The organism is Sphingomonas sp. LM7 (assembly GCF_002002925.1).
Classification (GTDB): Bacteria; Pseudomonadota; Alphaproteobacteria; order Sphingomonadales; family Sphingomonadaceae; genus Sphingomonas.
In genome coordinates this window covers 2,791,342-2,809,007 of the sequence record NZ_CP019511.1, presented here as the reverse complement: position 1 = coordinate 2,809,007, position 17,666 = coordinate 2,791,342, and the positions used below count along the sequence as shown (strand labels likewise).

22 protein-coding genes are annotated in these 17,666 nt (G+C 68.8%); 15 read left to right on the top strand and 7 right to left on the bottom strand.

Annotated elements, in window-relative coordinates:
• From BXU08_RS12810 to BXU08_RS12800, 3 genes are read right to left on the bottom strand one after another with little or no spacing between them, the layout of a single operon-like run.
• Window positions 1–1,689 carry a long-chain fatty acid--CoA ligase gene (locus BXU08_RS12810; RefSeq protein ID WP_077510415.1) on the bottom strand — a complete coding sequence of 563 codons (1,689 nt, stop codon included), beginning with the start codon at window positions 1,687–1,689 and terminating at the stop codon, window positions 1–3.
• 32 nt (window positions 1,690–1,721) lie between these two features.
• Window positions 1,722–1,928, bottom strand: coding sequence for a hypothetical protein (locus BXU08_RS12805; RefSeq protein ID WP_150125530.1), 207 nt, complete (start codon window positions 1,926–1,928; stop codon window positions 1,722–1,724).
• A 50-nt stretch (window positions 1,929–1,978) separates the two neighbouring features.
• A complete protein-coding gene (locus BXU08_RS12800; protein WP_077510413.1) occupies window positions 1,979–3,661 on the bottom strand; it encodes a diguanylate cyclase in 1,683 nt (560 codons plus the stop codon).
• Window positions 3,662–3,766: 105 nt separating this feature from the next.
• Here BXU08_RS12800 and BXU08_RS12795 point away from each other — a divergent pair, with 105 nt between their 5' ends.
• Window positions 3,767–4,966, top strand: a complete 1,200-nt coding sequence (locus tag BXU08_RS12795; RefSeq protein WP_077510412.1) for a DUF418 domain-containing protein — start codon at window positions 3,767–3,769, stop codon at window positions 4,964–4,966.
• On the opposite strand, the gene BXU08_RS12790 is transcribed toward BXU08_RS12795, so the two are convergent.
• The 3 genes from BXU08_RS12790 to BXU08_RS12780 all read right to left on the bottom strand — a co-directional run bounded on the left by BXU08_RS12790 (window position 4,956) and on the right by BXU08_RS12780 (window position 8,662).
• Window positions 4,956–5,294 (bottom strand): hypothetical protein, encoded by a 339-nt coding sequence (locus BXU08_RS12790; protein WP_077512360.1) that lies wholly within the window; start codon window positions 5,292–5,294, stop codon window positions 4,956–4,958. The genes BXU08_RS12795 and BXU08_RS12790 overlap by 11 nt on opposite strands.
• A 68-nt stretch (window positions 5,295–5,362) precedes the next feature.
• Window positions 5,363–6,802, bottom strand: coding sequence for a DUF1963 domain-containing protein (locus tag BXU08_RS12785; RefSeq protein WP_077510411.1), 1,440 nt, complete (start codon window positions 6,800–6,802; stop codon window positions 5,363–5,365).
• A gap of 624 nt (window positions 6,803–7,426) precedes the next feature.
• Window positions 7,427–8,662 carry a serine hydrolase gene (locus BXU08_RS12780; RefSeq protein WP_077510410.1) on the bottom strand — a complete coding sequence of 412 codons (1,236 nt, stop codon included), beginning with the start codon at window positions 8,660–8,662 and terminating at the stop codon, window positions 7,427–7,429.
• Window positions 8,663–8,975: 313 nt separating this feature from the next.
• On the opposite strand from BXU08_RS12780, the gene BXU08_RS12775 reads away from it, so the two are divergent.
• The 4 genes from BXU08_RS12775 to BXU08_RS12760 all read left to right on the top strand — a co-directional run bounded on the left by BXU08_RS12775 (window position 8,976) and on the right by BXU08_RS12760 (window position 12,657).
• Window positions 8,976–9,389 carry a hypothetical protein gene (locus BXU08_RS12775; protein ID WP_171982512.1) on the top strand — a complete coding sequence of 138 codons (414 nt, stop codon included), beginning with the start codon at window positions 8,976–8,978 and terminating at the stop codon, window positions 9,387–9,389.
• Window positions 9,370–10,695, top strand: coding sequence for a DNA-packaging protein (locus tag BXU08_RS12770; protein ID WP_077510408.1), 1,326 nt, complete (start codon window positions 9,370–9,372; stop codon window positions 10,693–10,695). The genes BXU08_RS12775 and BXU08_RS12770 overlap by 20 nt, the downstream gene beginning before the upstream one ends.
• A 27-nt stretch (window positions 10,696–10,722) precedes the next feature.
• Window positions 10,723–11,391, top strand: coding sequence for a spermidine synthase (locus tag BXU08_RS12765; RefSeq protein ID WP_077510407.1), 669 nt, complete (start codon window positions 10,723–10,725; stop codon window positions 11,389–11,391).
• Between the two features lie 159 nt (window positions 11,392–11,550).
• Window positions 11,551–12,657 carry a phage portal protein gene (locus BXU08_RS12760; RefSeq protein WP_077510406.1) on the top strand — a complete coding sequence of 369 codons (1,107 nt, stop codon included), beginning with the start codon at window positions 11,551–11,553 and terminating at the stop codon, window positions 12,655–12,657.
• On the opposite strand, the gene BXU08_RS20080 is transcribed toward BXU08_RS12760, so the two are convergent.
• Window positions 12,638–12,811 carry a hypothetical protein gene (locus tag BXU08_RS20080; RefSeq protein WP_171982511.1) on the bottom strand — a complete coding sequence of 58 codons (174 nt, stop codon included), beginning with the start codon at window positions 12,809–12,811 and terminating at the stop codon, window positions 12,638–12,640. The two genes, BXU08_RS12760 and BXU08_RS20080, sit on opposite strands and share 20 nt — an antisense overlap.
• 48 nt (window positions 12,812–12,859) lie before the next feature.
• Here BXU08_RS20080 and BXU08_RS12755 point away from each other — a divergent pair, with 48 nt between their 5' ends.
• From BXU08_RS12755 to BXU08_RS12710, 10 genes are all read left to right on the top strand, one after another.
• Window positions 12,860–13,168 (top strand): DUF6127 family protein, encoded by a 309-nt coding sequence (locus tag BXU08_RS12755; RefSeq protein WP_077510405.1) that lies wholly within the window; start codon window positions 12,860–12,862, stop codon window positions 13,166–13,168.
• Between the two features lie 5 nt (window positions 13,169–13,173).
• Window positions 13,174–13,605 carry an HK97 family phage prohead protease gene (locus BXU08_RS12750; protein ID WP_077510404.1) on the top strand — a complete coding sequence of 144 codons (432 nt, stop codon included), beginning with the start codon at window positions 13,174–13,176 and terminating at the stop codon, window positions 13,603–13,605.
• A 119-nt stretch (window positions 13,606–13,724) separates the two neighbouring features.
• Window positions 13,725–14,783, top strand: coding sequence for a phage major capsid protein (locus BXU08_RS12745; protein WP_077510403.1), 1,059 nt, complete (start codon window positions 13,725–13,727; stop codon window positions 14,781–14,783).
• 164 nt (window positions 14,784–14,947) lie between these two features.
• Entirely contained in the window at window positions 14,948–15,502 is a 555-nt protein-coding gene (locus BXU08_RS12740; protein ID WP_077510402.1) for a hypothetical protein, read from the top strand.
• A complete protein-coding gene (locus tag BXU08_RS12735) occupies window positions 15,499–15,705 on the top strand; it encodes a hypothetical protein (protein ID WP_077510401.1) in 207 nt (68 codons plus the stop codon). Before BXU08_RS12740 ends, BXU08_RS12735 begins: the two co-directional genes overlap by 4 nt.
• Window positions 15,702–16,103: a DUF3168 domain-containing protein gene (locus BXU08_RS12730; RefSeq protein ID WP_077510400.1), complete on the top strand. Its 402-nt coding sequence runs from the start codon at window positions 15,702–15,704 to the stop codon at window positions 16,101–16,103. The genes BXU08_RS12735 and BXU08_RS12730 overlap by 4 nt, the downstream gene beginning before the upstream one ends.
• 40 nt (window positions 16,104–16,143) lie before the next feature.
• Window positions 16,144–16,551: a phage major tail protein, TP901-1 family gene (locus tag BXU08_RS12725; RefSeq protein WP_077510399.1), complete on the top strand. Its 408-nt coding sequence runs from the start codon at window positions 16,144–16,146 to the stop codon at window positions 16,549–16,551.
• Complete coding sequence (locus tag BXU08_RS12720; protein ID WP_290439626.1) at window positions 16,548–16,913, top strand: gene transfer agent family protein; 366 nt, start codon at window positions 16,548–16,550, stop codon at window positions 16,911–16,913. Before BXU08_RS12725 ends, BXU08_RS12720 begins: the two co-directional genes overlap by 4 nt.
• The gene (locus BXU08_RS12715; protein WP_077510397.1) at window positions 16,910–17,110 is read left to right on the top strand and encodes a phage tail assembly chaperone; all 201 of its coding nucleotides are present in this window, start codon (window positions 16,910–16,912) and stop codon (window positions 17,108–17,110) included. The genes BXU08_RS12720 and BXU08_RS12715 overlap by 4 nt, the downstream gene beginning before the upstream one ends.
• A complete protein-coding gene (locus BXU08_RS12710; protein ID WP_077510396.1) occupies window positions 17,103–17,657 on the top strand; it encodes a tail tape measure protein in 555 nt (184 codons plus the stop codon). The genes BXU08_RS12715 and BXU08_RS12710 overlap by 8 nt, the downstream gene beginning before the upstream one ends.
• The last annotated feature ends 9 nt before the right edge of the window (window positions 17,658–17,666 follow it).

Here is a 17,666-nt window from a genome sequence, read left to right as displayed (position 1 = left end):
TCACGCCGCAGCGCTGGCGCTGACCTCCGCGATCAGATCCTTGCGGCTCAATTTGCCGATCATCGTCTTGGGCAGGCTCTCGCGGATCACGACCTGGGCGACGCGCTCGTGCTTGCCGAGCTGGGCGTTCAGCCAGAGGCTGAGATCGGGGCCCGAGATCGGCTCGGCATCGGCGTCGAGCACGACATAGGCGTGGGGCAGCTCGCCATGGTACGCGTCGGGCAGGCCGATCACGAGGGCCTCCTTCACGGCCGGGTGGCGATACAGGACCGCCTCGATCTGGCTCGGGAACACCTTGAACCCGCCGACGGCGATCATGTCCTTGAGACGGTCGACGATGCGGATGAAGCCGTCCTCGTCGATCGTGCCGACGTCGCCGGTGCGCAGCCAATGGTCATCGACGAAGGTTTCCGCGTCGGCATCCGGGCGGTTCCAATAGCCCTGCATGATCTGCGGGCCGGAGACGACGATCTCGCCGGGCTCGCCGGGGGGCGGGGGACGCGTGGGGTCTTCCTTGTCGACCAGGCGGACGCGGGTGGCGGCGAGGGGCTGGCCGATCGTGCCGGACTTGTTGAGCCCGGCATAGGGATTGGTCGAGACCACGCCCGAGCTTTCGGACAGGCCATAGCCCTCGATCACCCGCGCGCCGGTGATGCGTTCCCACTCTTCCTTGAGCTGGGCGGGGAGCGGGGCGCCGCCCGAGATGCAGTAGCGCAGGCTGGAAAAGTCGCCGGGCTTCATCCCCGGCGCGTCGAGCAGCGCCTGGTACATGGTCGGCACGCCGGGGAGCGAGCGCGGGCGGGTGCGGCGGAGCGTGGCGAGCGCCTGCTTGGCGTTGAAGCGCGGCAGCATTGCGATCTGGCCGCCGGTCAGCACCGTGCGGTTGAGCACGCAGGTGTTGGCGAAGACATGGAAGAAGGGGAGCACGCCGAGGATCGAATCGGGGACCTTGCCGAGATCGGGATCGAGCCGCGCGACCTGCCGCGCATTGGCGGACAGGTTCTGGTGAGTGAGCACCGCGCCCTTGGGGACGCCGGTGGTGCCGCCGGTATACTGGATCAGCGCGACGTCTTTCTCGGGATCGAGATCGAGCGGCGCGCAGGTGCCTTCATTGGCGATCAGCTGCGAGAAGGCGAGGATGCGCGGGTCGTGCGGCCGGGGGGCGACTTCCTTTGCCTTGAACCAGCGATAGAAAAGCGACTTGGCGGGCGGCAACGCGCCCGCCACCGAACCGATCACCAGCCGCTCCAAGCCGCTTTGTTCGAGCACCTTGAGCGCGGTGGGCAGCAGCGCAGTGGCGGAGAGGGTGAACAGCAGCCTAGTGCCCGAATCCTCGACCTGCGCGGACAATTCCTCGACCGAATAGAGCGGCGAGAAATTGACCACCGTCGCGCCGAGCTTGAGGATGCCGTAATAGGCCGCGACATAATGGGGGACGTTGGGCAGGAACAGCCCGATGCGGTCGCCACGGCCATAGCCGAGCGCCTTGAGCCCGCAGGCGACGCGATTGGCGCCGTCCAGCGTCTCGGCGTAGCTGTACTTCCGGCCCATGAAATCGAGCAGCGGCGCTTGCGGATGGGCGCGGGCACTTTCCTCGAACAGCGTGACCATGGTGGTGGGCGGGAACGAATCGTCCCACTTGCCCGGGTGATGGAACGCGGTGCGCCAGACGTGCTCGGGATCAGTCATTGACATTGGTGTAAGCAAGCCTCGCTTGCGGTTCAATAGTCCAGGCGCTTGCTCCACGTCACCAGCAGCGAGACCGAGGCGAGGCCGATATCGACGATCGCCTGCATCTTCTGCGGTGCCAGATCATCGGGCCGGTGCGCGAGGACGCGGATGTCGGCGCGGTGATCGGGTGACGAGACCACGAGCAGAACAAGGGCGGCCGAGGCGGCCACCAGATAGATGCGGCGGCGCTTGAACATCGGCCGGTTCATACGCAGCGATCGCGTGCCGGGCAAGCCGCGGACGCCGCTCAGGCGGCTTCGCGAAATGCGTGGCGGACGCGGTCGCGCCCGGCGGACTTGGCATCGAACAGCGCGGCGTCGGCGACGCGGTACAGCGCCTTCCACTCGACTTCGCTGGTGAGCATGCCGCGGCACGTGCCGATGCTGGCGGTGACCTTGATATCGAAGGGCATGCGCATCTGGCGCAGCCGGGCGAGGACGGTCTCGGGCTCGATCGGCTGGTCGGTGGGCGTGAGGACGGCGAATTCCTCGCCGCCGATGCGCGCGACCAGCGTGCCGGCAGGCAGCGAAGTGCGCAGCATGCGGGCGAAGACGCGGAGGACTTCGTCGCCGCCGTCATGGCCGAGCGTCTCGTTGACGCGCTTGAAGTGATCGAGGTCGATGATCAGCAGCAGCTGCTCGCCCGGCCGGCCAATCGCCTGGTTAAGGAAGGCGCGGCGATTGAGCAGCCCGGTGAGCGGATCGGTATCGGCGAGGCGGCGCATCATCACTTCGCGCTCGATCGCGTCGTCGCGCTCGTCGCGCAGCAGCTTGATGCGATAGGCGACGGCGAGCGAGGACACGACGGCTTCGATCATCATCGCGAGGATGGTCGAATTGTCGATCCAGAAGCTCCACGGCAGGATGTGGAGGTTGGAGAGCGCGCGCAGCGCCGCCGTGAGAATCGGCGCGCCCCACGCGATGGCGAACAGCCAGAGATAGTTGCTGCGCAGCCGCCACGCGCGCCACAGCATCGGCACGACGGCGATGGACAGCGCGACGAACGAGCACGTGAACGCAGTATCGACCGCGTGGATCGCGAACGGCGCAGTGAGGAAATAGAACAGGCCGATCCCGCTCATCGCACAGCCGACCGCCGTGGCGTAGCGGCCGAGCCAGCCGGCGAAGACACGCTCTTCGAAGAAGCTGCGTGCGAAGATCAACGCAGCCGTACCGGTACTGCCCAGCAGCAGGAAATTGATGCGCAGCCGGGTGTTGTTGGCAAGCTCGGGCCAGGCCCAGGCGAGGGCGCCGGAGGAGGAAAAGGTATAGGCCAGCAACAGGGCGACCATCAGGCAATAATAAAGCTGGAAGCGGTGGCGCAGCGCGCCCCACAGCGCCAGATTGTAGATGATCAGCGCGATCGAGAGCCCGGCGAACCCGGCATAGAGCGCGGCCATCGCCAGATTGGCGTGCTCGCTCTGCGCGCCGGTGGACAGGCGCGCGCCGAGCACGATGCCGCGCATGTTGGTGGCGCCTTCGACATGCCACATCAGCCGCACGACATTGGCCTGGCGGCGCGGCAGCGACTGTTCGACGATCGCGCCGAGCTGGATCAGCGGCGCGACGCCGCGCGCGTCGGTCGACTGCGACACGATCTTGTCGTCGGCATAGAGGACGTGGAGCGCCAGCCCCTGCTGCCACAGGCTGGCCAGCCGCACGTTGAGCGGCGCGCGCGACCGCGAGCGCTGGTCGATATCCTGCGAGATCGCCCAATAGCTGCCCGGGCCCAGCCTGTGCTGATCGGTGGTGCAATCGAAGCGGCCGGGCTGGCGGATCAGCGCGGCGGGATCCATCCCGCCGGTATCGCGCAGCACGCAGACCCTAAGCGGCTGCCCGGCGAAGCCGGTCTGCGCATGCGCGGGCACGCCGCACAGCAGCACGGCGCCCGCGAAGCATGCGAGCAATATCCGGATGAGTCCCCCGACCATGGCCGAAAGCTACGCCCGCATCCCAAACAACCCGTAAAGATCGTGGGCATATGTTTGATTTCAGGGGCCCGCCCGCTAAGCCGTCGAAAAAACGGGGAGCAGGGAATGCAGCACGCAGCGACGACCGGAAGCGGGGGCCAGGACAGGCGGCTCGAATCGGTCGACATCGTGCGCGGCTTTGCGCTGATGGCGCTGTTCCTGGTCCATATGATCGAGAGCTACGAGCTCTACTGGGCCGATCCCAAGACCGGGCCGATCTCCGACACGGTGTATCTGCTGTTCATGGGCAAGAGCTTTTCGTTGCTGGCGCTGTGTTTCGGGTTCAGTTTTTTCATCCTGATGGACCGTGCGGCACAGCGCGGGGTGGACTTCACGGCGCGGTTCGCGTGGCGGCTGGCGGTGCTGTTCGGGATCGGTTTTGGCCATGCGGTGATCTATCGCGGCGACATCATCCAGCTGCTCGCGCTGATGGGGTTCGTGCTGCTCGCCTTCCACCGGGTGCGCAGCAACCGCGCGCTGATCGCGGTTGCGATAGTGTGCTTCGTCAGCCCGATCTCGCTGGTCCAGCTGGCCGCGGCGATGTCGGGCGCGGGCTGGGCCAACCAGCCGCCCAACCATTTCTCCGACCCGGCGATGGCGGTCTATCTGCACGGCAACCTCGCCGAGCATCTGCGCGCCAATTTGTGGGACGGGCAACTGCCCAAATGGTGGTTCATGCTCGAATCGGGGCGGATCACCCAGATCCTCGGCCTGTACCTGGTCGGCATGGTGCTGGGCCGGATCGGCTTCTTCGCGCGGCTGGGTGAGTTCGCGCGGGCCCGGTGGATCGCACTGGCGCTCGCCGCGGCGAGCGCGCTGGCGCTCTATTTCCTGCGCGACGGCTTCAAGGCGTGGTTCGCCGCGCAACAGCACGGCGCGGCGTCCGACCGGCTGCTGTCCTACCTGCTCGGCAGCTGGTTCGAGCTGGCGGGGACCGCGGTGTGGCTGCTGGTGCTGCTCGCGCTGTTCCAGAGCCCGGCGCGGCCGCTGCTGCGCCCGCTTGCCGGCGTCGGGCGGACGACGCTGACGCTCTACATCCTCCAGTCGATCGTGTTCGTGCCGGTCTTCTACGGCTTCGGGCTGGGGCTGTACGACGACTGGAACCAGGCAACGCGGCTCTGGGTCGGGCTGGCGGCGATCGCCGGGCAGCTCGCGCTGGCGCATTGGTGGCTGGCGCGCTTCCGCTACGGCCCGGTCGAATGGGTGTGGCGCGCGCTGACCTATTGGCGGCGGGATATCCCGTTCCGCGGCGCCGCTAGCGCCTGACCCGATGGATCGCCGCGGCGATCGCGAGGACGGCAAGGATCGCGCCGGTATCGGCCAGCCAGTCGCGCCAGTCGGCGCTGCGATGGAGCGCGGGGATCGCCTGGACCAGCTCGATCAGCGCGCCGAAGCCCGACAGCGCCAGCAGCAGGCGGAGCCGCGAGGCGGCGGGCCATGCGGCGCAGGCTAGCGCGGTGAGGACGGTGAAGGCGAGGACGTGCTGGATCTTGTCGGTCGGCTCGCCGGGCAGCTGGGGCGGGTGCGGCAACACCGCCATGACGAAGGCGAAGGCGAGGGCGGCCCAGAAGGCGAGGCGGAGCAGGCGTTGCATCGCCGCGCCCATGGCATGGAGGGCGATCGTTGGGCAATCGCAGAGGCGAGCGGCGAAGGCTGCGCCGATCAATAGGCTGAGCCGTTCAGTTCTACCCGATCGAAGCGCCGTGCCGCCAAATCTTCGGGCCGTATCCAGAACTGATACACACCTTCGCCGAAGAAATGGGCGATCTGCTCATCCGACGACATTTCGAACAGCAGCCGCCATTCGCCAAGCCGCTCCTCGGCATCGCCTTGAACATAGCTTGGCGTGCCGAGCAGATGGTCGGGCGTGTTGATGTGGAGACCGTGCTCGCCACGGGTGCCGAGCGCGTGGCGGCTGCTGACCAGCGCCAGGGCTTCGGCGGGCAGGATGCGCTCCGGGCTCGGGTTCGATGCCACCGTCGCGTTGATCGACTCAGTGACGACGTTGCCGAGAGCGAAATGGGCGATCTCCTGAAAATCGAGAAAGACCTGCCACACACCATCGCTGTCGGCAGCATCCAGAGGCGCGGAAGGCGCCGCGCGATCGGCACGCTCCGTCCATTGTCCGATCGCGGCGTGCAGGGCGACCATGAAGGCATCCCGCTCGGCCTCGGACATGTCTCCGCGCGCCACGAAACGGTTCAGGTGGCCGCGCGTCGCCTGTCTCGCCAGTTCAGACATTGCGATGCGAACGGTGTGCCAGTCGTGCGGGAAATTGGCGAATGGCCGCAGCAGGCGACGGTCGCTGTCATAGGCGTTCTGATAGTATCGTGACTCGACGATCCCGCCGTCGATGGCGGCAAGCGCCGCTGGCACGTCGATCGTTCCCGGCCAGAATCGGCGTTCCGCCTCGTCGTCCTCGTCCACGGGAGGGCCCATACCCCCTCCGCTCACCACCATGGGGTCGAAACTCCAGCGCGGCAGCAGGCGCGGCCAATCCTCGTCGCTGCGCACCCAATCCCACACTCCGCGGTCGCCATAGGCGGGCGGGAGCGTGGCCGGCACGGTCGCGGGCGCGAACAGGCGCGGATCCCCTTCCACATGAAGGACCCGGCTTTCCCAAAAGCGGCCCCAGTCCAGATCCACGAAAAAATACAGCACGCCCTGCCCGGGCAGGCCGATCCGGTCTGCGTCCGGAATGGCCGCACAATCGACCTGCATGATGAAATGAAGCGCACGCTCGACACCCTCGGGCGTGGTGAAGGAGGGCCAGGCGAAACCCTCCGGGACGAGGGGAACGCCACCCCAGTAGCTCAATGCCTCGAGCGTCGGGGGAAAATGCCGGCGAAACAGGACCGAGTGATCGGCGTCAGCGACTTGCGCCGGACTGTCTGGCCGGGACGGCGGGATGGGAGTCCCCGGCATGTGGACTTCACGGGATGTCCGGGCAACCAGGCGCGTCAGCCGGGCCTGCATCTCTTCCGGCGCCTGCGCTTCGGCGGGCGATCCGAGCGGTTGCGCCGGCCCATTCGCAGGACGCGCTTCTCCTCTCGCGCGAAGCATATGCCGCAGCGCAAGTGCCGATAGGCCGAAGCCGATCACCAGGAGAGCAAAGACGCCGAGGCTTACGGGGCCGCCATCGCTTGCCCCGACCGATCCGAGCCAGGCAAGTAAACCCGCCTCCACGCGAGTCCGGTCGTAGCGTCCGCATCTTCTTCCGCGCACTTTGGTACTCCCGTCCACCCGGTGCGACAGAGAAACTAAACCGGATTATATGAAAAAAGGTGAAATCACTCGCAAGAGAAGGCGTCCTATCCGCCGAAGGACGGATACAGGTTGCAAGTCGATACTCAGTAGCCTTGGTTGGCCACTTAACAGGATGGCCCCGTTATTATCACGAGGGGGCGAAAGGCGGCTTGAGTCGGGCATGGGATGTGAGCGTTTGTCGGCTTTCGAGCTCGGCGAACTGAAGTGAAGGTCGCTACTGGGGCCCTGGCCACGGTGCGGCGTGGGAAGCCTTCTCGCCTCCTGCCCGATACTTGCGGCGCGGTGGACCCCGGAACAAGTCCGGGGTGACGGAGCGCTTTCATTCGCTGATCGGCGTTTGGTCCGCGATGATCGGTCGTGCCTGCAGTCGAGCGGGAAGGGTGAGGCTGGGTCGCGCTGCGATTCGCCTCACCCTTGCGCCGGCCCGGCCCCTTCGCGGGAGGAAGGGGCGGGCCTTGATTACTTCGCCTCGGCGCGGACGGCGTTGGCGATGTCGGCGTAGAAGTCGCCATGGTAGCGCGAGTTGACGAGCATCCCGACGCTGACGCCGTTGTTGAAGGTCAGCGCCAGCGCGCGCAGTTCGCCGCCATTGGCGGGGGGGAAATAGCCGTTATGGCCATAGGCCGTGAGGCCGCCGCCAAAATCGGAATACATCATGCCCTGGCCTTGCTGGCGCATCTCGGCGACGGTTGCGGCGGGCAGCAGCTTGCTCGTCGCCCATAGCGCATTGGCGAAGGTGGCGAGCTGGCGCGAGGACAGGTTCCAGCCCTGCGATCCGCAGACGGGGGTGTTGTCGCCCCAGTCCACGCCGGGCTTGAGCGTCGTGAAATCATAGTTCGCCGCGACGGTGCTGTTGTAGACCAGATTGTCCTTGGTCGAGACGTAGCTGAGCGCGGGATTGGTCGGCGAAGCGCAATCGGCGCCGCCCATGCCCGCGGGCTTGATCACCAGATCGTTGACGATCACCCAGTAGCGTGGCCCGGCCAGGGTTTCGCTGGGCACCTTGCCATCGACGATGCGGGGAAGGATCCAGCGCAGATAGGCGTAATTGGCGTTCGAATATTTGGTGTAGATGTCGATCGCGGTGTTCTTGTCGGCCGCCTTCCAGTCCTTTGCCGCGCAGGTCTTGAGCTCGGCATTGCTCGGCCCGCAATCGCGGATGCCGCTGTTGTGCGTCAGTAGCTCTCGCACCGAGATCGTCTTGAACGCAGCCGAATAGGTCCAGTCAGCGGGGAGCAGCGTATAGGCCTTGGTATCGAGGCTGGTGCCCTTGGCCGATGCGGCGCGGACGATTGCGACTGCGGTGATCGTCTTCGACACGCTGGCGATGTTGATCCGGTCGCTGTCGGTCCAGGCGCGCGGATTGGCGTCGGGCGCCGATCGCGCCATGCCCGAGACCGTGCTGGCGCTGGCGCCGCCGGGCATCACCACGGTGACGGCGAAGCCGACCGACTTGCCGGCCATGTTCGAATTGATCCGCTTGGCGATGTTCGCGGCGATGGTCTGCGGCAGCATCCGCAGCAGGCTGGGATCGATCTTCCACTGGCTGGGCGATGCTTTGACGTGCTTGCTGAGGTCCGCAATGGGCGGCACGCGCGTCTGGATTTCGGTGACCCGCAGCTTCGGGTTCACCTGGGCGGCGGCGGGCGTGCAGAGCGCGCAGCCGGCGAGCAGGATCGGCAAGGCGTGTTTCATGGATTCCCCTCAGAAATGCGTTGGTTTGGGTGGATGTCTGCCATGCGCGAGCCCGGCGTCCTGGCGGATCGTTGCAGGGTAAGACGGCAGGCGGTCGCAGAAGCGGACATGGCCGTATCGTGCCGGATAAATAACCAAATAGGCACATAATGCTTGACATCGTCACGCTGATATGGCACTAATAGTGAACGCTGAAGAATTGCGAGTCGGGGCCTTCGGGTTTCCCGGATGGGTCGGGCACCGCGGGGTGGGCCGGCCCTTTTCGTTGGGGGAGGGCAGCATGGCGGGACGGAAGGTGCGTTGGACGCGCGCGATGCGCACGGCGTTTCTCGATCACCTCGCCGGTTCGTGCAACGTGCGCGAGTCGGCGGCGGCGGCGGGAGTCGCGGCGGTCAACATCTATGAATTACGGCGCAAGGATGCGCGCTTCGCCGCCGAATGGCAGGAAGCGTTGCTGGCCGGCTATCAACTGCTCGAAACCGAACTGGTCGGCTATGCGCTGGCCGGCGGCAACGCGGCGCAGGACATTGCCGGCGCAACCCGCCGCGTCGACGTGGACATCGCGGTGAAGCTGCTTGGCCTGCATCGCAACGCGCTGCTCGGCCTGCGGCGCCCGAAGCCGCTAACGAAGCGGGCGACGAGCGAGGAGACCGACCGCGCGATCCTGAAAAAGCTGGACGCGCTCGATCGTGCACGGAAGCGTCGTGATGACTCGGCGGCGGCCTGATCCGGGCGCGCTGCTGGTGCGCGTGCTCAACCTCCCGCCCGAGGAGCGCAGCGTCGTGCTACGGTCGCTGAGCTGGCCGCAGAAGCGCGAGTTCGACGAGCGCTGGTGGCAATGGGCGCATATGGGGCAGCGCGCGCCCGCCGGGGAATGGCGCGTGTGGCTGATCCGCGCCGGGCGCGGATTCGGCAAGACCCGCGCGGGCGCCGAATGGGTGAGCGAAGTCGCGCGCGCGGCGCCGGGTTGCCGCATCGCGCTGGTCGGCGCGACGCTCGACGATGCCCGCAAGGTGATGGTCGAGGGGCCGAGCGGCCTGCTCGCCGTGGCGCAGTCGCACGAGAAATTATTCTGGCAGCCGGGGACCGGCGAACTCCGGTTCGACTCGGGCGCAGTCGCGACGATCTATTCGGCCGAGACGCCCGACCGGCTGCGCGGGCCCCAGCATGGCTTTGCCTGGTGCGACGAGCTGGCGAAATGGCGCGGCCGGGTGGCCGATGCGGCATGGGACAATCTGCTGATGGGGCTGCGCGAAGGCGAAGCGCCGCAGCTGGTGGTGACCACCACACCGCGGGCGGTGAAGCTGATGCACCGGGTGCGCGCGCTGCCGGGGTGCCGTGAGACGCTGGGCAAGACGCGCGACAATCCGCATCTGCCGGGCAGCTTCGTCGAGGCTATGCTGGCGGATTATGCCGGGACGCGGCTGGGGCGGCAGGAGCTGGACGGCGAGCTGCTGGAGGATGTGGAAGGCGCGTTGTGGACGCACGGGCTGATCGAGCGGGTGCGGGTGGGCGTGGCGCCCGAGCTGACGCGCGTGGTGGTGGGGGTCGATCCGCCGGCGAGCGCGGGAGGCGATGCGTGCGGGATCGTCGCGGTCGGGCTGGGGCGCGACGGGCGCGGCTATGTGCTGGAGGATGCGAGCGTGTCGGGCGCGTCGCCAGAGGGCTGGGCGCGCGCAGTGGCGGCGTGCGCGGCGCGGCATGGCGCCGACCGGGTGATCGCCGAGAAGAACCAGGGCGGCGACATGGTGGCGAGCGTGCTGCGCGGCGCCGATACCGGGCTGCCGGTGACGTTGGTCCACGCCGCGCGGGGCAAGAGCGCGCGGGCCGAGCCGGTGGCGCTGCTCTACGAGGCGGGGAAGGTGCGCCATGTCGGCGCCTGGCCCGCGCTGGAGGATGAGATTTGCGGGCTGCAGGCGGGGGGCGGCTATGAAGGGCCGGGACGCTCGCCCGACCGCGCGGACGCCGCGGTGTGGGCGCTGACCGAGCTGATGCTCGGCAAGCGGGGTGCGGCGCGGGTCACGCTGATGTAGGGGCGGCGGCAACCAAGGAGTTTTTGCATGGTCCCGCGCGAATTGATCGATACCGCAGAGGTGCCGGGCGGCGATCCGCTGCGGCTGTTCCGGCGGGGCGACGACTTCATGATCGTGCTCGACCGCAACGAGCTGATGAACAGCCGGATGAGCGGGTCGGAAGAGGCGCTGGCCGAGATGACGATCGACCGGCTGCGGGTGCAGGCGCCGCATCTGCTGATCGGCGGATACGGCATGGGGTTCACGCTGCGCGCGGCGCTGAAGCGGCTCGATCGGGACGCACGGGTGAGCGTGGCCGAACTGGTGCCCAAGATCATCGACTGGGCCAAGGGGCCGATGGCCGCGCTGACCGCGGCGTGCCTGGACGACCACCGCGTCGAACTGGTGATCGAGGATGTCGGGGCGATGATCCGGCACGCGCGCGGCGGCTATGACGCGATCCTGCTCGATGTCGACAATGGCCCGGACGGGCTGACCCGGCCGGGCAATGACGGGCTGTATTCGATGCGCGGGCTGGCGGCGGCGCGATCGGCGCTGCGGACGGGCGGGGTGCTGGCGATATGGTCGGCGGCGCCCGATGCGCGGTTCGCGGCGCGGCTGCGCGATGCGGACTTCGCCGTCGAGGAAGTCGGCGTGAAGGCGCGGTCGAACGGCAAGGGGCCGCGCCATGTGATCTGGTTCGCTACCCGGCGGTAGCGGCAACCCTCTCCTGATGGGAGAGGGTGGGCGCCGGCTTCAGTCGGCGGAAGGTGAGGCAGGTTCGCCACATCCTCTGCCCTCACCCTTCCCACCGCCTTCGGCGGCGGGCCCCTTCCCTCTCCCGATGGGAGAGGAAGGACGTTTCAGGAGACAGGCATGAAATGGTTCGGACGCAAGTCCGCGCGCGATGGCGCGCGGCCGGCGCTGGCGCGTGGGGGCGGCATTGCCGGCCTGGGCGAATGGCCGCGGAGCTACGAGGCGCAGGTGCGTGAGGGCTATTGCCACAATCCGGTGGCGCAGCGCGCCGTCAAGCTGGTGAGCGAAGGGGCGGGGTCGGCGCCGCTCAAGGCGAGCGACCCGGCGCTGGCGGCGCTGGCGGCGGCGCGATCGGGCGGGCAATCGCTGATCGAGACGGTGGCGGCGCACCTGCTGCTCCACGGCAATGCCTGGGTGCAGATCCTGACCGACAGCGAGGGCGTGGTGCGCGAGCTGTTCGCGCTGCGGCCCGAGCGGGTGACGATCGAAGCGGATGCGGGCGGCTGGCCGGTGGCGTATCGCTATCGGGTGGGCGCGCATGTCAGCCGGCTGGCGGCGGAGGATGCCGGCGGGCGGCCGGCGGTGGCGCATATCAAGGCGTTCAATCCGATCGACGACCATTATGGGCTGGGCTGCCTGGGCGCGGCGGCGGGGGCGATCGCGATCCACAATGCCGCGACGCGCTGGAACAAGGCGCTGCTCGACAATGCGGCGCGGCCTTCGGGCGCCCTGGTCTATGACCCGGGCGAGGGCGGGGTGCTGAGCGCGGACCAGTTCGCGCGGATCAAAGGCGAGCTGGAAGCGGCGTTCGCCGGCGCCGCTAACGCCGGACGCCCGATGCTGCTGGAAGGCGGGCTCAAATGGCAGGCGATGAGCATGACGCCGGCCGACATGGATTTCATGGGATTGAAGGCGACCGCGGCGCGCGAGATCGCACTGGCCTTCGGCGTGCCGCCGATGCTGATGGGGCTGCCGGGGGACGCGGCGTTCGCCAATTATCGCGAGGCCAACCGAGCGCTGTGGCGGCTGGCGATCCTGCCGATCGCGGACACGATCCTGACCGGGCTTAGCCAGGCGCTGCGGGGGTGGTTTCCCGATGCGGCGCTGCAGGTCGATCTCGATCGGGTGACCGCGCTGGCCGAGGATCGCGAGCGGTTGTGGCGGCAAGTGAGCGGCGCGGACTTCCTGAGCGACGACGAGAAGCGGGCTATGATCGGATTGTCGTGACCGGGAGCGCGCAGACGCGCGCTTCCTGCTCCCAGACGCCGCCGGCGTCGAGGCATTTGTCGATCAGAATATAGTCGGTCGACCAGGCCCAGACGAGCAGCGCGGCGAGCGCGGCGATCAGCAGAACGAGCAGGGGAAAGAGCCAGCGGGGCATCATTTCCGCCTAGGCCGGGACGGGCGGCCGGGCAATCGGGAGAGTGACATGCGTAACGAGACTTTGCTCGCGCAATTGATCGAGCAGGCGAAGGCGGACGGGGCCGATCTCGCGACATTGCGGGCGATTGCCGAGGAAGCGGGCGAGGCCAGCGCGCAGCGCGCGCTGGCGCGGCTGGGGCTGGAGGATGTCGGCGCGGCGAAGGACATGGCCGAGCTGCGCGAACTGCTAGGGGCGTGGCGCGACGCCAAGAGATCGGCGCTCAAGGCGGCGTTTTCCTGGGCCGGGCGGATGGGCGCGGCGCTGGTGCTGGTCGGGCTCGCCGTAAAGCTGGGGTTTCCGGGGTGGCTCAAGTGACGCCTTTGGAGAGGGAGGCTCGCCTTCGGCTCGCACCCAGCCCAGACCCATCGCTTGCAGGGAGGGGAGTCAGATTTGCCGGCTATGCGGCGGTGTTCGACGTGCCGGACCGCGGCGGCGACGTGGTGCGGCGGGGGGCGTTCCGCCTCGCCGGGCCGGTGCCGCTGCTGTGGCAGCATGGCGGCGCGCCGATCGGCACGATCGAACGGTTGGCGCAGGATTCGCGCGGGCTGCGCGTGGTCGGGCGGGTGGCGGCGCCCGAACTCGCCGACGCCGTGGCCAAGGGCGCAGTGACCGGGCTGTCGTTCGGGTATCGGGTGACCGAGGCACGTGGTGCCGCGCGGCGCGAGATCAAGGCGCTGGAGCTGATCGAAGTGAGCCTGGTGGCGAGCCCGATGCAGCCGCTGGCGCGGGTGCACGCAGTGGCGGCGGACTAGCCGGGAAATCATCAAATCGGGGCCTTCGCCTGTGGCGGCCCCTCCACCACCGGCCTGCGGCCGGCGGTCCCCTTTCCCGAGACGAACTCGGGGAGGAATTTTCTGTGTGGGAGACGAACATGGACGATGTGAACCTGGATGGCTTCGAGGCGAGCTTCGAGGCAGTGGAAAAGGCGGGGCTGCCGCCGGTGCGGCCGATGCTGGCGGGCGGGCGGCCGCTGGGCAGCGCGGCGTTCGAGGGGTTCCTGCGCGCCGGCAGCGGCGGGATCGAGATGAAGGCGATGTCGGGGACGAACGATGCCGCAGGCGGCTATGCCGTGCCCGAGGAGATCGACGGGCTGATCGACGCGACGCTCAAGGCAGTGTCGCCGATCCGGACGATCGCCAATGTCGTGAAGGTCGGGTCGAGCGGGTATCGCAAGCTGGTGGCGAGCGGCGGGATCGCTTCGGGCTGGGCGGCGGAGACCGCGGCGCGAGCCGAGACGGCGACTCCGGTGTTCAATGAAATCGCCCCACCGAGCGGCGACCTCTATGCCAATCCGGCGGCGAGCCAGGCGATGCTCGACGACGCGGCGTTCGATGTCGAGCAATGGCTGGCGCAGGAAATCGCGCGCGAGTTCGCCGCGGCCGAAGGCTCGGCGTTCGTGAGCGGCAACGGCACCAACAAGCCGCGCGGGTTCCTCGCTTCGCCGACCGCGGCGACCGGCGATGGCGTTCGCGCGTTCGGGACGCTGCAATATGTCGCGAGCGGCGCGGCGGGCGCGTTCGCGGCCAATCCCGACGAGAAGCTGATCGACCTGGTCCAGAGCCTGCGCGCGCCGTATCGCCAGGGGGCGAGCTGGGTGATGAATTCGTCGACGCTGGCGCGGCTGCGCAAGCTCAAGACAGTCGACGGGGCGTTCCTGTGGCAGCCTTCGCTCGCCATCGGCCAGCCGGCGACGTTGCTCGGCTATCCGGTGGTCGAGGCCGAGGACATGCCCGACATCGCCGCCAATTCGCTGTCGATCGCGTTCGGCAACTTCAAGGCGGGCTATCTGATCGCCGAGCGCGGCGAGACCCAGATCCTGCGCGATCCGTACAGCAACAAGCCGTTCGTGCACTTCTACGCGACCAAGCGGGTCGGCGGGATGGTGAGCAATTCGGAGGCGATCAAGCTGCTGAAGTTCGCGGCGGCTTGATTTGAACGCTTCCCCTCCCTGCTTGCAGGGAGGGGACCGAGGGGTGGGTGCGAGAAGCGCAGCTTCGAGCTGGCGCTATCGGCGAGCGAGGGAGCTCGCCTTTGGCTCGCACCCACCCCCAGCCCCTCCCTTGCAGGGAGGGGAGTCTTTCAGAGGAGACACTTATGCTTGCTCCGCCCTTTCCGGCGGCGGCGATCGCGGCCGTGCGCGATGCTGCCAAGCTTCATTTGCGGATTACCGGGGCGGCCGAGGATGGGCTGCTCGAGAGCCATGCCGCGACGGCGCTGGCGCTGTGCGAGGCGTTTACCGGCCAGGCGCTGATCGTGCGGGCGTGGCAGGCGGTGGTGCCGGCGCACGCCGCGTGGCAGCGGCTGGGCGGCGCGCCGGTCGCGGCGATCGACAGCGTCGAGGGGCTGAGCATGTCGGGCAACGGCTTTGCGCTGCCCGCCGAAGCCTATGCGATCGACATCGATGCGGCGGGCGAAGGCTGGGTGCGCGGCAGCGGCGGGATTGCGGCGGGGCGGCTGCGGGTCGGCTATGCCGCGGGGCTGGCCGCGGATTGGGCCGCGCTGCCGGCGCCGCTGGCGCAAGGCGCGCTGCTGCTGGCGGTGCATTTGTTCGAGGCGCGGGCAAGCGGCGGGGCGCCGCCGGCGGCAGTGGCGGCGCTGTGGCGGCCGTGGCGGCGGGTGCGGCTGGAAAGCGCGAGGCGATCGGCATGAAGAGTCTGGAAGCGCGGGCCGAGGCGATCGGCGCGCGGGCAGCGGTGCGCGCGGCGGCGCGGGTGGCCGATGCCGCGCGGGCGGCGCTGCCCGGGGTCTCGGTCGAGGCCGAGCCGGGGCGAGTGGTGGTGTCGGGACGCGGCCTTGCGCGGCGCTGGCTGCGCGATCCGGCGATCCGCTGGCTGGGAGGGCTGCTGCGATGAGTGCGCACGCGATCCTGTCCGCGGCGCTGGTGCAGGCGCTGGCCGGACATGCGCCGCTGGCCGGGGCGCTCAACGGCGTGTTCGATGCGGCGCCGGCGCGGGCAGTGCGGCCCTATGCCGTAGTCGAGGAGGCAGTGCTCGTCGACTGGGGGACCAAGGACATGGCCGGGCGCGAGGGGCGGCTAGCGGTCGGGCTCTTCGAGGCGGGCGAGGACCGGGCGCGGCTGCGCGTGCTGACGGAGCATGCCGCGGCGGCGGTGGCCGGGCTGCCGCGCGAGCTGGGCGAGGGGTGGCGGATCGCCAGCCTCGCCTTCGTCCGCAGCCGGATTGTCCGCGAGGGCGACGGGCTGTGCGCGGCGGTGGTCGAGTTCCGGGTGCGCATGCTTCGGGTGAATTGACTCCTTCCCGGAACGGGGAGGGTCTTGAAGGAGAAATGACATGGCGGCGGAGAAGGGTAGCGCGTTCCTCCTCAAGGTGGGGAACGGGGGGTCGCCGGTGGGCTTCACCACGGTGGCGGGGCTGCGGACGACGCAGCTGAGCGTCAATGGCGAGGCCGTGGTGATCACGTCGAAGGATTCGGGCGGGTGGCGCGAATTGCTTTCCGGGGCGGGAGTGCGTTCGGTGAGCGTTTCGGGCGCCGGGGTGTTCACCGGATCGGCGGCGGAGGGGCGGGTCAAAGCCAATGCGCTTTCGGGGCTGATCGACGATTACCGGCTGAGCTTCGAGAGCGGCGAGAGCATGACCGGACGCTTCCTGGTGACGCGGCTCGACTATGCCGGGGATTTCAACGGCGAGCGTAGCTATACGCTGAGCCTGGAGAGCTCCGGGCCGGTGGTGTCGGCGTGAGCCTTGGTCCCGGTGAGACACCGACCCACCCCCAGCCCCGCCCTGGGAGGGAGGGGCGTTCCAATCCGGCGCGGGGCGAGGCTGAGCTTCGTGTTGGCGGCGAGATGCTGGTGCTGCGGCCGAGCTTTGCGGCGCTGGTCGCGGCGGAGGGCGAGCTGGGGCCGTTGTTCGCGCTGGTCGAGCGGGCGGCGGAAGGGCGGCTGGGGCTAGGCGAGATGGTCGGCCTGTTCTGGCATTGCCTTCGCGAGCGGCCCGAGGGGCTGACGCGCGAGGACTTTGCCGAGGGGGTGGCCGCGCGCGGGCTGGCGGCGAATGCGCCGGTGCTCAAGGTTCTGCTCGGGCAGATATTGGCGGGGCGATGATGGGGGAGGAATTCGCGGTGGCCGCCGTTCGGCTGGCCGGGGCAGTCGGGCTCGCGTTCGGGTGGGTGCCCGACACTTTCTGGAATGCGACGCCGGCGGAACTGGGGGCGCTGGTACGGGCGCTGCGCGGCGAGGATGCCGATCCCGTGGGTGGCGATGAAATTGCGCGGCTGAAGGAGCTTTTTCCCGATGGATGAGGAAATCGAACGGCTGATCGTCAGCGTTCGCGCCGACACGCGCGGCTTTGCCCGCGACGTGGCGGAGATGCGCGGGCAGATCGAGGGACCGCTGGAGGCAGGGGCCGACCGCGCCGGTCGCGCGATCGAAGGCGCGCTGCTGCGCGCGGCAAGGACCGGCAAATTCGGATTCGAGGATCTCAAGAAGATCGCGCTGTCGGTGCTCGACGAGATTGCGGCGTCGGCGCTGCACCAGGGGATGAAGGCGCTGGGCGGCGGCGGCGGGGGCTTGCTTGGGGCGATCCTCGGGATGTTCGGCGGGGCGCCCGGGCGCGCGACCGGCGGGCCAGTGAGCCCCGGGCGGCCCTATTGGGTCGGCGAGCGCGGGCCCGAGCTGTTCGTGCCGTCGAGCGCGGGGGCAGTGGCGCCGGCCTCGGGCAGCGGACCGCGCGAGGTGCGGGTGTCGATCACGGTGAATGCGGCGGCGAACGAGGCGCCGCGGGCGCTGGCGCAGTCGAGCCGGCAAGTGGCGCGGGCAGTGAAAGCGGCGCTGGCCGGGGTGGAATAGCAGGGTCGC

Excerpts from the sequence above, each read along its gene's own strand:
- BXU08_RS12810 (WP_077510415.1), bottom strand. The coding sequence starts at position 1,689 with ATGACTGATCCCGAGCACGTCTGGCGCACCGCGTTCCATCACCCGGGC.
- BXU08_RS12805 (WP_150125530.1), bottom strand. The coding sequence starts at position 1,928 with ATGTTCAAGCGCCGCCGCATCTATCTGGTGGCCGCCTCGGCCGCCCTT.
- BXU08_RS12800 (WP_077510413.1), bottom strand. The coding sequence starts at position 3,661 with ATGGTCGGGGGACTCATCCGGATATTGCTCGCATGCTTCGCGGGCGCC.
- BXU08_RS12795 (WP_077510412.1), top strand. The coding sequence starts at position 3,767 with ATGCAGCACGCAGCGACGACCGGAAGCGGGGGCCAGGACAGGCGGCTC.
- BXU08_RS12790 (WP_077512360.1), bottom strand. The coding sequence starts at position 5,294 with ATGCAACGCCTGCTCCGCCTCGCCTTCTGGGCCGCCCTCGCCTTCGCC.
- BXU08_RS12780 (WP_077510410.1), bottom strand. The coding sequence starts at position 8,662 with ATGAAACACGCCTTGCCGATCCTGCTCGCCGGCTGCGCGCTCTGCACG.
- BXU08_RS12775 (WP_171982512.1), top strand. The coding sequence starts at position 8,976 with ATGCGCACGGCGTTTCTCGATCACCTCGCCGGTTCGTGCAACGTGCGC.
- BXU08_RS12770 (WP_077510408.1), top strand. The coding sequence starts at position 9,370 with ATGACTCGGCGGCGGCCTGATCCGGGCGCGCTGCTGGTGCGCGTGCTC.
- BXU08_RS12765 (WP_077510407.1), top strand. The coding sequence starts at position 10,723 with ATGGTCCCGCGCGAATTGATCGATACCGCAGAGGTGCCGGGCGGCGAT.
- BXU08_RS12760 (WP_077510406.1), top strand. The coding sequence starts at position 11,551 with ATGAAATGGTTCGGACGCAAGTCCGCGCGCGATGGCGCGCGGCCGGCG.
- BXU08_RS20080 (WP_171982511.1), bottom strand. The coding sequence starts at position 12,811 with ATGCCCCGCTGGCTCTTTCCCCTGCTCGTTCTGCTGATCGCCGCGCTC.
- BXU08_RS12755 (WP_077510405.1), top strand. The coding sequence starts at position 12,860 with ATGCGTAACGAGACTTTGCTCGCGCAATTGATCGAGCAGGCGAAGGCG.
- BXU08_RS12745 (WP_077510403.1), top strand. The coding sequence starts at position 13,725 with ATGGACGATGTGAACCTGGATGGCTTCGAGGCGAGCTTCGAGGCAGTG.
- BXU08_RS12740 (WP_077510402.1), top strand. The coding sequence starts at position 14,948 with ATGCTTGCTCCGCCCTTTCCGGCGGCGGCGATCGCGGCCGTGCGCGAT.
- BXU08_RS12735 (WP_077510401.1), top strand. The coding sequence starts at position 15,499 with ATGAAGAGTCTGGAAGCGCGGGCCGAGGCGATCGGCGCGCGGGCAGCG.
- BXU08_RS12730 (WP_077510400.1), top strand. The coding sequence starts at position 15,702 with ATGAGTGCGCACGCGATCCTGTCCGCGGCGCTGGTGCAGGCGCTGGCC.
- BXU08_RS12725 (WP_077510399.1), top strand. The coding sequence starts at position 16,144 with ATGGCGGCGGAGAAGGGTAGCGCGTTCCTCCTCAAGGTGGGGAACGGG.
- BXU08_RS12715 (WP_077510397.1), top strand. The coding sequence starts at position 16,910 with ATGATGGGGGAGGAATTCGCGGTGGCCGCCGTTCGGCTGGCCGGGGCA.
- BXU08_RS12710 (WP_077510396.1), top strand. The coding sequence starts at position 17,103 with ATGGATGAGGAAATCGAACGGCTGATCGTCAGCGTTCGCGCCGACACG.